Source organism: Dellaglioa sp. CoH-56-MRSF-14 (assembly GCF_056782115.1).
In genome coordinates, this window is the sequence record NZ_JBXAYB010000003.1 from 280,283 (window position 1) to 296,806 (window position 16,524).

The window sequence follows — 16,524 nt, forward strand, 5'->3', positions numbered from 1 at the left end:
GTATCTCCTTTCGATTCTAAAATAGATTCAAAAAAATGACTACTATATCGATTATCAAAATCATATAATAGCCATTCTTTTATAAAATTACCAGCGGTAATGTGCGAATGCTTTATTAGCGTCAGCCATTTTATGTGTATCTTCACGTTTCTTAACTGATGCACCAGTATTGTTTGCTGCATCCATGATTTCTTTAGCTAAACGTTCTGGCATAGTATGTTCCCCACGTAAACGTGCGTAACTTACTAACCAACGTAAACCTAAAGTTGAACGACGATCAGGGCGAACTTCAATTGGCACTTGGTAGTTAGAACCACCGACACGGCGAGCTTTAACTTCAAGTACAGGCATGATGTTTTTCATAGCTTCATCAAAAACTTCATTAGGTTCGTTTCCTGTTTGTTCTTTAATCATTTCGAATGCATCATACAAGATCTTTGATGCAGTACCACGACGACCATCTAACATTAAACGGTTGATTAAACGTGTTACTAATTTAGAATTGTAAATTGGATCAGGCAATACTTCTCGTTTTGGAGCTGGGCCTTTTCTTGGCATCTAAATAACCTCCTTAGATTCTATTTTTATTAGAATAACTTTATTCTTATTTAGGTCTCTTTGCGCCGTATTTTGAACGACTTTGTTTACGATCAGCAACACCGGCTGTATCAAGAGCACCACGGATAACATGGTAACGTACCCCAGGTAAATCTTTTACACGGCCACCACGAATAAGAACAACACTATGTTCTTGCAAGTTATGTCCAATACCAGGAATGTAAGCTGTAACTTCAAGTAAGTTAGATAAACGCACACGCGCATATTTACGTAAAGCAGAGTTAGGCTTTTTAGGTGTCATTGTTCCGACACGAGTAGCAACCCCACGTTTTTGTGGTGCAGGATTATCTGTTTGAACTTTTTTGTAACTGTTATACCCGAAGTTTAATGCGGGTGCACCAGATTTTGAACCTTTAGAATTACGACCTTTACGAACTAATTGATTAATTGTTGGCATCTAAAGTTTCCTCCTTCCTTATTATAGGTTAATTGTTTTTTAAGTCCACACATCCAGGTGGTTCATTTTTTAATAATAAAAAATAACGTCCTAGACGTCTGTCTTATAATGCGCTGCTGTTATACAGAATCTCAACTATGTAGATGAATTAACTGTTCACAAAAAGCACCTTACACAGAATATCACGGTATTTAATATACGTCAATGGTATTTACACTAAAAAGCGTATTTTTTAATAGGAGGATTTAAATTATGTTAATTAGTTATTTATTTTTACTAGGTGCTTGCCTAGGTTCATTCATCACCTGCATTGCCACACGCTGTGCATTGAATCAGAATCAATTCAACAAAAGATCAATCTGCGACTATTGTGGTACAAAAATACCTTGGTTTGATCTAATTCCTATCTACGCTTATCTTAGATTACACGGACACTGTCGATTCTGCAAGGGAGAATTCCCAGCCTATTCATTTATTTTTGAATGTAGTTTGGCCGCCATGTTGCCCTTATCTTTCACTCAACTATCTCTTTTTGAATTTCTATTACTTATAACGTTCTTATTTTATTTAACTTTTCTATCAGCTATGGATTTCACTAACCGACTGATTTCTGGTCGCTTAACTATCGGTGGTGGAATACTATTCATCCTGTGGCATTATCTGTTATTTGGGTTTCCAGACTCACTAATAGCAATTAGCTTATTCAGTCTGTTTCTATTTGTCTTATGTTTTCAACAAAAGCTCGGCCTTGGCGATTTTATTTTACTGATTATCATTCAACTAACATTTGGTGTTCATTTTTGTTTGATTGCCACTCTTTTTGCTTGTATCAGCTCACTTATCTACTTTTTTACTGTAAAACAGAGTCGATATCAATTTTTCCCATTTGTCCCACATATAACGTTTGGCGTTTATATTACTATTGCGTTATCTTTCTTCATATAAATAAAAAAGCTAAGCAAATTTGCTTAGCTTTTACTTTAATCTTCGATTGCGTCATTCAAATGACCATAATTGAATAGAATATTTAAGATAACAGCCGACAGACTACCGACAACAAGTCCATTACCAAAAATGGTCTGGATTGTTAAGGGTAATGCTTGGAGTAATGCTGGTTGTACTGTTACACCAAGTCCTAAGCTGACCGAAATACCGATAATTAATAAATTACTATTACTACCTTCAACTTCGCGCAACATTTTAATACCTTGTGCACCAACCATACCGAACATAACTAACATAGCACCACCTAAAACGGCTGCTGGAATGACAGTTGCTGCTGCACCAATTTTAGGAAGTAACCCTAAAGCAATTAAAAAGAACGCTGAAAAATAAACAGGTTTCTTCGTTTTAATTCCTGATAGTTGCACAATTCCAACATTTTGTGAAAATGTCGAGTATGGGAACGTATTAAAGATACCACCTAAAACAGCTGCGATACCTTCAGCACGGTACCCTTTTTTTAAATCATCTTTTCTGATTGGACGACCAACGATATCTCCCAGCGCAAAAAATACACCAGTTGATTCAATCATAGTTGTTAACGCTGCTAATATCATAGTCACAATTGATGACCATTCAAATTTAGGGGCAGCAAACATAAAAACATGGGGTAATTGAAACCAATTAGCTTGGCTAACTGGGTCTAATGTTACTTTTCCCATAAATGAGGCAACGACCACACCAACTAAAATACCAATTAAGATACCCACTTGTTGAATGAATCCGCGGCCCCAAATGTTCAAGCCTAAAATAACGGCAATGGTTACACCTGCAACTATTAAGTTAGGGATACTACCAAATGATTTGGCTGTCACATCCCCACCGCCCATGTTGGTAAAGGCAACTGGAATTAACGTTAATCCGATTAACGTAATTAATGATCCTGTCACTACTGGTGGGAAGAATTTTCTAATGTTTGCAAAGAATCCCGAAATTAGAAATATAAAAATACCAGCAGCAATAATTGATCCATACATTGTTCCTAATCCAAAATGTTTTCCTACTGCAGTCAATGGTGCAACGTATTCAATCGCGCACCCAAGTACTACAGGTAAACCAATGCCAGTAAAACGTGTGCGTTTCAATTGTAATAATGTTGCAATCCCACACATGAAAATATCCATCGAAACTAAATAAGTAATTTGTTTTGTACTAAACCCAAGTGCAGCCCCAACTAATAATGGTACCAAAATGTCGCCTGAATACATGGCTAATAAATGCTGTAATCCTAATATTGCTGCTCTAAAATTTGATAAATTAGATTCATCCAAACTACTATTTTCTAATTCCGTGCTATTCTTCATTTGATCCTCCACATTATCTTTCACACTAATAAGTCGGATTTTCTATGGATTTCATGCCTAATACATGCTTGCTTTAACTCACATATAGTCCGGAATTTACGGCTCCGGGTAGAAACTAGCATCCATATCATGACATTATATAGGTGATCAGTATTTTTTATTGTATGACAATATTAACACAGTCTATTTACCCATACAATGGTTTGCGGACGTTATTAAAATGTAAGCGTTAATTGTTCGCTAATAAAGCACAAAAAAAAGAACAACTCTTAAATTAATAAGAATTGTTCTTTTTTAGCTATGACGTTAATCGTTCACGCTAGCTTCTTCTTCTTTCATTCGTTTCTCAATATCTGAGATTGAATAAACATTAGCTGAAATTGAACCTGTTTCTTTTGGTTTAATTTGACGGTAATCTGGCATACCAGTACCGGCAGGAATAATCTTACCAATAATAACATTTTCTTTCAGACCAATTAATGGATCATTCTTACCGCGAATAGCAGCATCCGTAAGAACACGAGTTGTTTCTTGGAATGATGCAGCTGATAAGAAACTGTTTGTTTCTAGAGATGCTTTAGTGATACCAAGTAAGACAGGACGTGAAGTAGCTGGAATGCCACCTTTGATCAATGTCTTATAGTTATCTTCTTTAAGATCCATGATATCCATTAAAGTACCTGGTAATACATTTGTGTCACCGGGATCCATAACGCGAACCTTACGTAACATTTGACGAGACATAACCTCCACATGCTTATCAGAGATTTCTACCCCTTGCATACGATATACTTTTTGAACTTCACGAAGAATATAATTCTCCGTAGAAAGAACATCACGAACTTGAATTAATTGTTTAGGATCAATTGAACCAACTGTTAGTGCTTCACCACGATGAATTTTATCACCTTCGGCAACTTTAAGAACAGCAGTATAAGGTAAACTATATGTTCGTGTATCAGTTTCACCTTTAACTGTTACTTCTTTAGTACGTTCAGCAGGATTTTCTTCAATTGCTTCAATCATACCTGTTACTTCTGTAATTTCAGCACGACCTTTAGGATTACGTGCTTCGAAGATTTCTTGAACACGAGGTAACCCTTGTGTAATATCATCTCCAGCAACCCCACCAGTATGGAAAGTACGCATTGTTAATTGAGTTCCGGGTTCACCGATTGATTGAGCAGCAACAGTACCAACTGCTTCACCAACTTCAACCTGATCACCAGTAGCCATATTACGACCATAACAATGTTCACAAACCCCATGCTTAGTGTTACATGTAAATGCTGAGCGGATAGTTACTTGTTCGATTCCAGCAGCGATAATTGCTTGCGCTTTGCTTTCTTCGATCATTTCGTTTGAAGCGACAATAACTTCACCAGTTTCAGGATTTTTAACGGTCTTCATTGCATAACGACCTAAGATACGGTCATACAATGGTTCGATCATTTCATTTCCTTCTTTAATAGCTGATACATCTAAGCCACGATCAGTGAAACAATCTTTCTCACGAATAATAACATCTTGAGCAACATCAACAAGTCGACGAGTCAAGTATCCAGAATCGGCAGTCTTCAAGGCCGTATCAGTCATACCTTTACGAGCCCCATGAGTTGAAATAAACATTTCCAACACTGACAAACCTTCACGGAAGTTAGAAATAATAGGTAATTCCATTGTTTTACCATTAGGAGCTGCCATCAAACCACGCATACCAGCTAATTGAGTAAAGTTAGAAATATTACCACGGGCTCCAGAATCACTCATCATTTGAATAGGATTTTGTGTGCCCAATGCTTCCATTAGTTTTTGTTGAATATCATCTTTTGCTTGTGTCCAGATAGCAATAACACGTTCATAACGTTCATCTTCTGTAATCAAACCTCGACGGAATTGTTTTGCAACTAAAGCAACTTGTTTATGAGCTTCTTCAATAATTGCAGGTTTTTCCTTTAAGTCAGTTACATCAGAAATACCAACTGTAATACCAGCATGTGTTGATTGATCATAACCTAAGTTTTTAAGACGATCTAACATCTTAGACGTTTCAGTTACTTTAAATCGTTTATAAACTTCAGAAATGATATCACTCAAGAATCCTTTTTTGAAAGGTAAAATAATTTCTTGTGCTTTAATAACATCACCAATATTTTGACCAGGTTCAACAAAATATTTGTCGGCTGTTTTATTAATTAAGTTATCATTCTTAGGTTCATTAATGTAGGCAAATTCATTAGGTAAAATTTCATTAAAGATTGCTTTACCAACAGTTGTTATCATAATGCGTTCTTTTTGCCAATCTGTAAATGGTTTACCTTCAGCAGCTAATGTTGCTGTTTGTAATCCAATACGAGTGTGCAAATGAACGTAACCATTACGGTAAGCCATTACAGCTTCGTTAGCATCTTTAAAGATCATACCTTCGCCTTCGCGGCCAGCTTCTTCCATTGTAAGGTAGTAGTTACCTAAAACCATATCTTGAGAAGGTGTTACAACTGGTTTACCATCTTTAGGTGCCAAGATATGATGAGCAGCTAACATAAGCAAACGAGCTTCTGCTTGTGCTTCATCAGATAAAGGTACATGGATAGCCATTTGATCTCCATCAAAATCAGCATTGTAAGCTTCACAAGCTAAGGGATGAAGACGAATTGCTTTACCATCAACTAAAATTGGTTCGAAAGCTTGAATACCAAGACGATGAAGTGTTGGTGCGCGGTTAAGGAGAACTGGATGTTCAACAATAACTTCTTCTAAAACATCCCAGATATCTTCATCGCGACGATCAAGTTTACGTTTAGCATTTTTAATATTTGAAGCCATTTCACGTTTAACAAGTTCTTTCATCATAAATGGTTTGAATAATTCCAAAGCCATTTCACGAGGAATACCACATTGATTCATTTGTAACGTTGGTCCAACAGCAATAACTGAACGGCCTGAATAATCAACACGTTTTCCAAGTAAATTTTGACGGAAACGTCCTTGTTTACCTTTCAACATATGTGAAAGAGATTTCAATGGTCGGTTACCAGGTCCAGTAACTGGACGGCCACGACGACCATTATCAATCAATGCATCAACAGCTTCTTGTAACATACGTTTTTCATTTTGAACAATAATACCAGGAGCGTTCAAATCTAATAAACGTTTTAGTCGGTTATTTCGGTTAATAACCCGTCTGTATAAATCATTCAAATCAGAAGTGGCAAAACGGCCACCTTCTAATTGAACCATTGGACGTAAGTCAGGTGGAATAATAGGAACAGCATCCATAACCATCCATGCAGGTTCATTTTCAGAAAGTAAGAATGCTTCTAAAATGTCCAAACGACGAACAGCACGTGTTCTCTTTTGGCCAGTAGCATCTTTCAATTCTTCTTTTAATTCTTCAGATTCACCAGCAAGATTAACATCACGTAATAAATGACGAATAGCGTCAGCACCCATTCCAGCTTCGAATTCAGTCCCGTATTCTTCACGTTTTTCACGATATTCACGTTCTGTTAATAACTGTTTCTTTTCAAGAGGTGTGTTACCAGGTTCAGTAACAACGTAAGAAGCAAAGTAGATAACTTCTTCCAAAGCACGAGGACTCATGTCTAAGACAAGACCCATACGACTTGGAATTCCTTTAAAGTACCAGATATGTGTAACTGGTGCAGCTAATTCAATATGACCCATACGTTCGCGACGTACTTTAGAACGAGTAACTTCAACACCACAACGATCACAGACGATACCTTTATAGCGAATACGTTTGTATTTACCACAGGCACATTCCCAATCTTTTGTTGGTCCAAAAATACGTTCATCGAATAGTCCGTCTTTTTCAGGTTTTAATGTACGATAATTGATTGTTTCGGGCTTTTTAACTTCACCATATGACCAGCTTCTAATCTTATCAGAAGATGCTAAGCCAATTTGCATGCTATCAAATTTATTGACATCGATCAAAGGACCGACCTCCCTTTAGTTTTATAGTGTGTTGGATTTCTCAAACTAAGCATTAGCTTCATCCACACAAATTTGAGTTCAGTAACTAAGCCAAAATTATTCTTTGTTCATTTCAGCAGCCATTTTTTCGGCTTCTTCTTTAGCTTTTTTCTCTTTTTGTTCATTAGCTAATTTGCTTAACGCATCCACATTAACGATATCATCATCGTCATCATCCATGTCACGTAATTCAATTTCAGTCTTTTTAGCATCAAGTACTTTCATATCTAATCCTAATGACTGTAATTCTTTAACAAGAACACGGAATGATTCAGGAACACCTGGTTTAGGAATTGGTTCGCCTTTGACAATTGCTTCGTATGTTTTCACACGACCCACAACATCATCAGATTTATACGTTAAAATTTCTTGTAACGTGTAAGCAGCACCATAAGCCTCAAGTGCCCAAACTTCCATTTCACCAAAACGTTGTCCACCAAATTGTGCTTTACCACCTAATGGTTGTTGCGTTACTAATGAGTATGGTCCTATTGAACGAGCATGGATTTTATCATCAACCATGTGAGCAAGTTTCATATAGTACATAACACCTACAGAAACACGGTTATCAAATGCATCACCTGTACGTCCATCATATAAGATTGTCTTACCATCATCTGAAATTCCAGCTTCTTTAAAGACATTCCAGATATCTGAATCGCGAGCACCATCAAAAACTGGTGTTGCAACATGGATACCTAATTTACGAGCAGCCATACCTAAATGAAGATCTAAAACTTGTCCAATATTCATACGAGAAGGAACACCCATGGGATTCAAAAGAATATCAACTGGTGTACCATCTGGCATGTAAGGCATATCTTCAGAAGGGACAACGATTGAAACAACCCCTTTGTTACCATGACGTCCAGCCATCTTATCACCCACACGTAACTTACGTTTTTGTGCAATGTAGATACGAACCATCATATTAACACCAGGACTTAATTCATCCCCTGCTTCACGAGTAAAGATTTTAACATCTTGAACAATACCGCCACCACCATGAGGAACTTTCAATGAAGTATCGCGTACTTCACGAGCCTTTTCTCCAAAGATAGCATGTAATAAACGTTCTTCAGCAGATAATTCAGTAACCCCTTTAGGTGTTACTTTACCAACTAAGATATCACCATCATTAACTTCAGCACCAATACGGACGATACCAAATTCATCAAGATCTTTTAATGAATCTTCACCAACATTAGGAATTTCACGAGTAATTTCTTCAGGTCCTAATTTTGTATCACGTGCTTCTGATTCAAATTCTTCAATATGAATTGATGTGTAGACATCATCACGAACAAGACGTTCGTTAATGATAACAGCATCTTCAAAGTTATAACCATTCCAAGTCATAAAGGCAACTAATGGGTTTTGGCCTAAAGCTAATTCCCCATTTTCCATTGAAGGACCATCAGCTAAAATTTCATCAGCATCAACATGATCGTTTACACGAACAATTGGACGTTGATTGTAGTTTTTACCACCATTTGAACGATGGAATTTCATTAATTTGTATTTATCTAAAGCGCCATCTTCACGACGAACACGAATTTCACGTGCATCAACGTATTCAACAGTACCTTCGTTTTTGTTAATTAAAGCGACACCAGAATCATGAGCTGCCTTATATTCAATACCTGTACCAACAAGTGGTGAATGAGGATTGATTAAAGGAACAGCTTGACGTTGCATATTGGCACCCATCAAGGCACGGTTAGAATCATCATTTTCCAAGAAAGGAATACATGCTGTAGCAACAGCCACAACTTGTTTAGGTGAAACATCCATGTAATCGACTTTATCAATACCGATTTCGATATTTTCTGAACGATTACGAGCCATAACGAGTTCATTTACAAATGAATCATCTTCATTTAATGGTGAGTTAGCCTGTGCAATAACATAGTTATCTTCTTCATCAGCAGTCAAGTAATCGATTTTATCAGTTACTTGATGTGATTCCCAGCTCACACGACGATAAGGTGTTTCAATAAAACCATATCGGTTAACACGTGCATAACTTGATAAACTATTAATCAAACCAATGTTAGGTCCTTCAGGCGTTTCAATTGGACACATACGACCGTAATGCGTGTAATGAACATCACGAACTTCATATCCAGCACGATCACGAGTCAAACCACCAGGTCCTAAGGCAGAAAGACGACGTTTATGTGTCAATTCACCAAGTGGATTAGTTTGATCCATGAATTGTGATAATTGAGATGAACCAAAGAATTCTTTAATAGAAGCCACAACAGGACGAATGTTAATCAATTGTTGTGGTGTAACAGTTGTTGTATCTTGAATTGACATACGTTCACGTACAACACGTTCCATACGTGATAAACCAATTCTAAATTGATTTTGTAGTAATTCACCAACTGAACGAATACGACGGTTACCTAAATGATCAATATCATCCACAGAACCAATATTTTCTTTTAAATTAAAGAAATAGTTCATTGAAGCAATAATATCAGCAGGTACAATATGTTTGTATTGTAAGTCAATATTGCCATTACCAATCATTGGCATCTCACGTTCTGGGTCTACTTGAGAATAAACCTTAACGATTTGAAGTACCATAGGTTCAGTAACAACACCATCTTCTGATGGGTGGTATGTGACCGTCTTGAAATCTTGACGATCAAGATATGGTGCTAAAGTTTCCATAACTTGTTTATCAATTACGGTATCTTTTTGTGCAAGTACTTCACCAGTATCTGGATCAGCCAATGTTTCAGCTAATGTTTGGTTCAATAAACGTGTTTTCAAGCTTAATTTTTTATTAATTTTGTAACGACCAACTGGAGCTAAGTCGTAACGTTTTGGATCAAAGAAACGAGCTGTCAATAAACTACGTGAGCTATCAGCTGTTTTAGGTTCGCCGGGACGTAGACGTTCATAAACATCTTTTAAAGATTCTTCAACACGTGAATCATCCGTATTTTTATGAACATCTTTTTCAAGTGTTAGCATTAAGCTATCATTGTTACCCAACATTTCAATAATTTCATCATCAGAACCAAATCCTAAAGCGCGGACCAATTCAGTTAATGGAATTTTACGTGTACGATCAATACGTACATATGAAATATTTTTAGCATCTGATTCATATTCTAACCATGCACCACGGTTAGGAATAACAGTTGTGCCATATGTTTCACGGCCATTTTTATCTAATGAACCATTGTAGTAAACCCCTGGTGAACGAACTAATTGAGAAACAATAACTCGTTCAGCACCATTAATGATAAATGTTCCTTGTTCTGTCATTAATGGGAAATCACCAAAGAAAACATCTTGAGATTTAATTTCGCCAGTTTCATGGTTAGTTAAACGTAATGTAACATGTAATGGAGCCGAATAGTTCGCATCATGTGCGCGTGCTTCATCTACAGTGTATTTAGGTTCTAATAATTGGTAATCAACAAATTCTAATGATAAGTTACCAGCAAAATCGTCAATTGGCATGATGTCTTCAAACATTTCACGAAGACCTTCATCCAAGAACCATTGGTAAGAGTCACTTTGAATTTCGATTAAATTAGGTAAATCTAAAACTTCTTTGATACGTGCGTAACTTCTACGTGTACTGTGTTTACCGTAGTTTACTAAATGTCCAGCCAAATTAGTCACCTCTCAAATTTATTCTGTAAACCTGCCAAAGTCCGATGATTTTATATTACAGTTTGATTACAAATTGCATACTAGACGAAAAAATCGGTTTTTTTGGCAAAAGAAAAAACAAAAACAGTTTATTTATTTTTAAATAATCACCATTTTTGTCTCTCTATAAGGCTTCTTACGGACAATAGATCGTAATCAGCTATAAAAATTCACAGTATTATACATTTAATTATCATATACGCTATTGAATCGGATGTCAACAGTTCGTGCTCATTAAGTCATCGTCACAAATTCTTCAGCACTCGTTGGGTGAATAGCAACTGTATCATCGAAATCTTTTTTAGTTGCGCCCATTTTAATTGCTACTGCAAATCCTTGTAGCATTTCGTCCATGCCTTCTCCAACACCATGTAATCCAACAATTCGTTCATCTTTACCAACCGTAATTAACTTCAGGTTTTCCTTCACCTTACTATCACCTAAACTATAACGCATTGGTGTAAATGATGATCGATAAATTTTTAGATTTTCTTGACCATATTCTAAAGTTGCTTCAGCTTCAGTTAAACCAATCGTTCCAGCAACTGGATGTGAGAATACCACTGTGGGTACCAATTTATAATCTAAATGTTCCGTAGGTTTATTATTAAACACACGCTCCATTAATCTTCGGCTAGCTGCAATTGCAACAGGTGTTAAGTCAAGTTTACCAATAACATCCCCAGTCGCATAAATACCAGCAACTGATGTATTTTGATACTCGTCGACCACAATAGTACCATTATCATTTAATTTAATATTTGTGGCAGAAATATTCATTTTATCGGTAACTGGTCGGCGGCCAACCGCCCAAATAACACAATCTACGACCAATGAGTCATCATTGGTAATAACTTCATATTTACCATCACTTCGCCGTTTCAACTCTGTCACCTTTGAGTTAAAACTAATATCAATTCCATTTTCTATATACGTTTCTGTTACATTTGTTGAAATTAATTCATCAAAATTAGGTAACAACGTGTCGTATTTTGCATACATGTGAACTTTTGACCCTAGTGCATTCAACGTTCCAGCAAGTTCAGTACCAATATAACCGTTTCCGATAACCGCAACTTTAGCAGGTAATTCTTTCAAATCATCAAAGAATTGATTAGATTCAATCCCATACGTTGCGCCAGGAATGTCGGGTATATTGGGTGTTCCACCAGTTGCAATTAGTATGTGCTCTGAGACATATTTTGAGCCATTAACTTCAACTGTTTGATTATCAATAAATTTTGCATAGCCTTTAATGACTTGTACCTGATTTTTATCTAAATTTCTGAAATATGCGCCATGTAATCGTTCAATATATGCAGAACGGTTAGCAACTAATTTTTCAAAATCAAGTTGCGGCTGTTGTTTAGTAAACCCATAATCAGTAGCTAAATCAAAATCTTGTGCTAACGCTGCTGCAGACCACATAATCTTTTTAGGTACACATCCAACGTTGACACAAGTTCCACCAATTTCATTTCCTTCTATTAAAATTACTTTTTTTCCAAAAGAACCAGCTCGATTTGCTGCTGCAATTCCAGCAGAGCCTCCACCAATTACAATAAGATCTATTTTTTCCATAGATAACACTCCTTTTCTAGTGATAAAAAAGGTGCAACTACATGAATAGTTACACCTTTTTAAGTTTACTTCACTGCTACTTTAGTTTTTGATTCTTTAATCGTTACTTTGATAACACCTTTTACAGCACCAATTGTAATATTATCATTATCTTTTATTTGACCAGAAAGAAGAATATCACTTAGACGGTCCTCAACTTCTGTTTGTAATGCACGACGAATGGGTCTAGCACCATATTCTGGATCAAACCCTGCCTTAGCAATCACATCAATTGCTGCAGGTGATATTTTAACCTTAATATCTTGTTCCTTCAACCTATCAATAACTTCTTTAGTCATCAATTTCACAATCTCATGTAATTCAACTTTAGTTAATGAATGGAATATAATTGATTCATCAATTCGGTTTAAAAATTCTGGACGAAAGGCTTTTTTAAGAGCCGCGCGAATTTTTCCAGACATTGCCTTATATTCATCTTTTTCAGATTCTACACCAAATCCAACAAACTTCTCATCACGAACGGCAGTTGCACCTAAGTTAGATGTCATAATGATAATTGTATTTCTAAAATCAATACGACGTCCTTTAGAATCTGTTAAGTATCCATCATCTAACACTTGAAGTAAAATATTAAAAACATCAGGATGCGCTTTTTCAACTTCATCCAAGAGAACAACAGAATATGGTGTCTGACGAACTTTTTCAGTCAATTGTCCACCTTCATCATATCCAACGTAACCTGGTGGCGATCCAATCAAGCGACTTGTACTATATTTTTCCATATATTCCGACATATCCACTCGAATCATTGCTTCTTCAGAGCCAAACATAGCTTCAGCAAGTGCCTTAGCTAATTCAGTTTTACCAACACCCGTTGGCCCAAGGAACATGAATGAACCAATTGGTCTTGCTGGATTTTTCAATCCGCTTCTAGCACGTCGAATAGCCTTTGCAATTGAGCTAACTGCCTCATTTTGACCAATAACACGTTTATGCAAAATGTCTTCAAGATGAATTAAGCGATCACTTTCACTTTTATTCAATTGTTGTACTGGAACACCTGTCCAATCAGAAACAATTCCTGCAATTTCTTCGCTAGTTACCTTTATATCATAATGTTCTGCACTAGACTTAACGGCAGCATTTTTTTCGGCTTCTAAATCTTCAACCTGCTTTTTAACACGCATTTCTTTTGTACGAATACCCGCAGCTAATTCAAAATCTTGCTGACTAACTGCATCATCTTTTTGTTGACGCAATTCGTCAAGTTGATCTTGTTTTTTACTTAATTTTGATTTAGTCCTTGGGCGCTCAATACGAACCTGAGCAGCGGCTTCATCCATTAAATCAATCGCCTTATCAGGTAGGAATCGATCAGTAATATATCGATTACCCATTTCTACTGCTGCTTCAATTGCATCATCGGTAATTTGCACGCGATGATGTGCCTCATATTTAGGTCGGAGTCCCTTTAAAATATCAACAGTCTGTGCTTCTGTTGGTTCTTTGATTGTGATTGTCGCAAAACGTCGTTCCAAAGCAGCATCAGATTCAATGTATTTTTGATACTCATCTAATGTCGTTGCACCAATAACTTGAACTTCACCACGAGCCAATGCAGGTTTTAATATATTAGATGCATCTATTGCACCTTCTGCACCCCCTGCACCAATTAACGTGTGTAATTCATCAATAAATAAAATAACATCTTTAGTCGTGTATACTTCTTTCAATATTTTCTTTAACCGATCTTCAAATTCACCACGATATTTTGTTCCCGCAACTAATGATCCCATATCAAGCATCATTAATCGTTTTCCAATCATGTCTTCAGGAACGTTTCCGTCAACTAATCGTTGAGCAAACCCCTCAGCGATTGCAGTCTTACCAACACCAGGTTCACCAATTAACACTGGATTATTCTTAGTTCGACGACTCAATACTTGAGTTAATCTTTTCACTTCAGAATCTCGACCAATTACAGGGTCAATCTGCTTATCACGAGCCATTTTAGTCAAATCACGTGCTAATTCATCTAATGTAGGTGTTCCCTCTTCTGGAGTTTGTTTACCACGATTCTTTTGTCTCATCTGAACTTCACTGACACCAAGTTGACGGAAAATCATTTTACGTACCTGCTTAACATCAGCACTTAATCCGCCCATAATTCTTGATGATAATATTTCATTATTACTTGTTAGCGCTAGTAAAAGATGCTCTGTACCCACCTTACTTGCATTTAAATTTTTAGCTTCATCGTTAGCAATTGATAAAATCATTTTTGCTTTTGGTGAGTAAGGTAAATAATTATCATTTTTATTTAATCTCAATGATCCATAACCAGTGAATCTTTCGATTTCTTCCATTATATCTTCTGGATCAACATTAAATTGTTTCAATACTTTATCTGCAATACCATTTTGTACTTCAGACAAAGCCAAAAGTAAATGTTCAGTACCAACGGCTTGTTGACGATAGTGTTTAGCAGCTTCCTGTGCTCGAATAAGAACTTCTTTTGCACTCGGCGTAAATAAATTATCCATATTATTACCTCTTTCTACTCTTCATATCGTAAGCGATTAATTAAATTAATCAACATTTTAGCGCGTATCATATTTTCTGATTCTGTATCCATACCAAGAAAAACATCTTTCTTTATTATAGCTAAAACTAAATTTGATTCTTTTTTTGTCAATGTCTTCTCATCATATAAACTTTGAATAATATCGTAACCTTCTTGTTGGGATACGTTTGTACCAATTAAATTTTCTATTGTTTGAATAAATTCTTGATCTACAAAAAGATTTACCTTTTCTATCCTAATATATCCACCGCCACCACGTTTACTCTCTACTACATATCCATTTTGAATAGTAAATCGCGTGTTAATAACATAATTTATTTGCGATGGTACACAATTAAATAATTCAGCAACTTCAGAACGTTTAATGACTATTTCTTTTTCGTCTAAAAGAATTTTCTTAAAATACTTCTCAATCACATCAGAAATATTCTGACCCTGCATATTCATCACCTCAAATAGTTTGACTAATGTTGACTTTCATTATACGAAATATAAATTAAAATTGAAAGTTATTTGTCCTAAACAAAAAAAGGAATTTAAACATAAAGTTTAAATTCCTTTTTCAATTAATCGGGAAAACAGGATTCGAACCTGCGACCCCCTGGTCCCAAACCAGGTGCTCTACCAAGCTGAGCTATTTCCCGAACACAAAAAAATGCACCCAGTAGGAGTCGAACCTACAACCTTCTGATTCGTAGTCAGACACTCTATCCAGTTGCGCTATGGGTGCATTAAAAATATAAAATTAAAACAATAAATGGTGCCGAGGACCGGAATCGAACCGGTACGGTGATCACTCACCGCAGGATTTTAAGTCCTGTGCGTCTGCCAGTTCCGCCACCCCGGCATTTATTGAAAAGCGGAAGACGGGATTCGAACCCGCGACCCCCACCTTGGCAAGGTGATGCTCTACCACTGAGCTACTTCCGCAAAAAAATTAAAAAATGGTGCCGACTAGACGATTCGAACGCCCGACCCCCTGATTACAAATCAGGTGCTCTACCAACTGAGCTAAGTCGGCATAACTGAAAATGATGCGGGTGAAGGGACTTGAACCCCCACGTCTTACGACGCTAGATCCTAAATCTAGTGCGTCTGCCAATTCCGCCACACCCGCAGAATGTGGAATTGAAAATGAGCCGTGACAGGCTCGAACTGTCGACCCTCTGATTAAAAGTCAGATGCTCTACCAACTGAGCTAACGGCTCAAATGGAGGTTACAGGGCTTGAACCTGTGACCCTCTGCTTGTAAGGCAGACGCTCTCCCAACTGAGCTAAACCTCCAAATAATAAAAAAAGCATGGCAACGTCCTACCCTCGCAGGGGGCGACCCCCAACTACTCTTGGCGCTAAGAAGCTTA

At 36.7% G+C, this 16,524-nt stretch carries 9 protein-coding genes, 8 tRNA genes and 1 riboswitch; of the genes, 1 reads left to right on the plus strand and 16 read right to left on the minus strand.

Annotated elements, in window-relative coordinates:
- Positions 1–87: 87 nt before the first annotated feature.
- Positions 88–558: a 30S ribosomal protein S7 gene (gene rpsG, locus AC1RPX_RS05085; RefSeq protein WP_057974645.1), complete on the minus strand. Its 471-nt coding sequence runs from the start codon at positions 556–558 to the stop codon at positions 88–90.
- Positions 559–604: 46 nt separating this feature from the next.
- Entirely contained in the window at positions 605–1,015 is a 411-nt protein-coding gene (rpsL, locus tag AC1RPX_RS05090; protein ID WP_057974646.1) for a 30S ribosomal protein S12, read from the minus strand.
- A 252-nt stretch (positions 1,016–1,267) separates the two neighbouring features.
- On the opposite strand from rpsL, the gene AC1RPX_RS05095 reads away from it, so the two are divergent.
- Positions 1,268–1,960 (plus strand): prepilin peptidase, encoded by a 693-nt coding sequence (locus AC1RPX_RS05095; protein ID WP_481761617.1) that lies wholly within the window; start codon positions 1,268–1,270, stop codon positions 1,958–1,960.
- A 35-nt stretch (positions 1,961–1,995) separates the two neighbouring features.
- On the opposite strand, the gene AC1RPX_RS05100 is transcribed toward AC1RPX_RS05095, so the two are convergent.
- The 14 genes from AC1RPX_RS05100 to AC1RPX_RS05165 form a co-directional block, all read right to left on the minus strand.
- Entirely contained in the window at positions 1,996–3,321 is a 1,326-nt protein-coding gene (locus AC1RPX_RS05100) for a nucleobase:cation symporter-2 family protein (RefSeq protein WP_481761618.1), read from the minus strand.
- Between the two features lie 65 nt (positions 3,322–3,386).
- Positions 3,387–3,484, minus strand: a riboswitch (purine riboswitch).
- 143 nt (positions 3,485–3,627) lie between these two features.
- Positions 3,628–7,281, minus strand: a complete 3,654-nt coding sequence (gene rpoC, locus AC1RPX_RS05105; RefSeq protein ID WP_481761619.1) for a DNA-directed RNA polymerase subunit beta' — start codon at positions 7,279–7,281, stop codon at positions 3,628–3,630.
- 96 nt (positions 7,282–7,377) lie between these two features.
- Positions 7,378–10,968, minus strand: a complete 3,591-nt coding sequence (gene rpoB, locus AC1RPX_RS05110; RefSeq protein WP_481761620.1) for a DNA-directed RNA polymerase subunit beta — start codon at positions 10,966–10,968, stop codon at positions 7,378–7,380.
- A gap of 264 nt (positions 10,969–11,232) precedes the next feature.
- Positions 11,233–12,579 (minus strand): glutathione-disulfide reductase, encoded by a 1,347-nt coding sequence (gorA, locus tag AC1RPX_RS05115; protein WP_481761621.1) that lies wholly within the window; start codon positions 12,577–12,579, stop codon positions 11,233–11,235.
- 65 nt (positions 12,580–12,644) lie between these two features.
- The gene (locus AC1RPX_RS05120; protein WP_481761622.1) at positions 12,645–15,122 is read right to left on the minus strand and encodes an ATP-dependent Clp protease ATP-binding subunit; all 2,478 of its coding nucleotides are present in this window, start codon (positions 15,120–15,122) and stop codon (positions 12,645–12,647) included.
- 14 nt (positions 15,123–15,136) lie between these two features.
- The gene (locus tag AC1RPX_RS05125; protein ID WP_481761623.1) at positions 15,137–15,604 is read right to left on the minus strand and encodes a CtsR family transcriptional regulator; all 468 of its coding nucleotides are present in this window, start codon (positions 15,602–15,604) and stop codon (positions 15,137–15,139) included.
- A 129-nt stretch (positions 15,605–15,733) separates the two neighbouring features.
- Positions 15,734–15,807 (minus strand) — tRNA-Pro (locus tag AC1RPX_RS05130).
- Between the two features lie 12 nt (positions 15,808–15,819).
- Positions 15,820–15,893 (minus strand) — tRNA-Arg (locus tag AC1RPX_RS05135).
- Between the two features lie 28 nt (positions 15,894–15,921).
- A tRNA-Leu gene (locus AC1RPX_RS05140) sits at positions 15,922–16,010 on the minus strand.
- Positions 16,011–16,021: 11 nt separating this feature from the next.
- Positions 16,022–16,093: transfer RNA gene (locus AC1RPX_RS05145), tRNA-Gly, on the minus strand.
- Positions 16,094–16,108: 15 nt separating this feature from the next.
- Positions 16,109–16,184 (minus strand) — tRNA-Thr (locus AC1RPX_RS05150).
- 14 nt (positions 16,185–16,198) lie between these two features.
- Positions 16,199–16,280: transfer RNA gene (locus AC1RPX_RS05155), tRNA-Leu, on the minus strand.
- An 18-nt stretch (positions 16,281–16,298) separates the two neighbouring features.
- Positions 16,299–16,371: transfer RNA gene (locus tag AC1RPX_RS05160), tRNA-Lys, on the minus strand.
- Positions 16,372–16,374: 3 nt separating this feature from the next.
- Positions 16,375–16,447, minus strand: a tRNA-Val gene (locus tag AC1RPX_RS05165).
- Positions 16,448–16,524 lie beyond the last annotated feature (77 nt).

Excerpts from the sequence above, each read along its gene's own strand:
- rpsL (WP_057974646.1), bottom strand. The coding sequence starts at position 1,015 with ATGCCAACAATTAATCAATTAGTTCGTAAAGGTCGTAATTCTAAAGGT.
- AC1RPX_RS05095 (WP_481761617.1), top strand. The coding sequence starts at position 1,268 with ATGTTAATTAGTTATTTATTTTTACTAGGTGCTTGCCTAGGTTCATTC.
- gorA (WP_481761621.1), bottom strand. The coding sequence starts at position 12,579 with ATGGAAAAAATAGATCTTATTGTAATTGGTGGAGGCTCTGCTGGAATT.
- AC1RPX_RS05120 (WP_481761622.1), bottom strand. The coding sequence starts at position 15,122 with ATGGATAATTTATTTACGCCGAGTGCAAAAGAAGTTCTTATTCGAGCA.
- rpsG (WP_057974645.1), bottom strand. The coding sequence starts at position 558 with ATGCCAAGAAAAGGCCCAGCTCCAAAACGAGAAGTATTGCCTGATCCA.
- AC1RPX_RS05100 (WP_481761618.1), bottom strand. The coding sequence starts at position 3,321 with ATGAAGAATAGCACGGAATTAGAAAATAGTAGTTTGGATGAATCTAAT.
- AC1RPX_RS05125 (WP_481761623.1), bottom strand. The coding sequence starts at position 15,604 with ATGCAGGGTCAGAATATTTCTGATGTGATTGAGAAGTATTTTAAGAAA.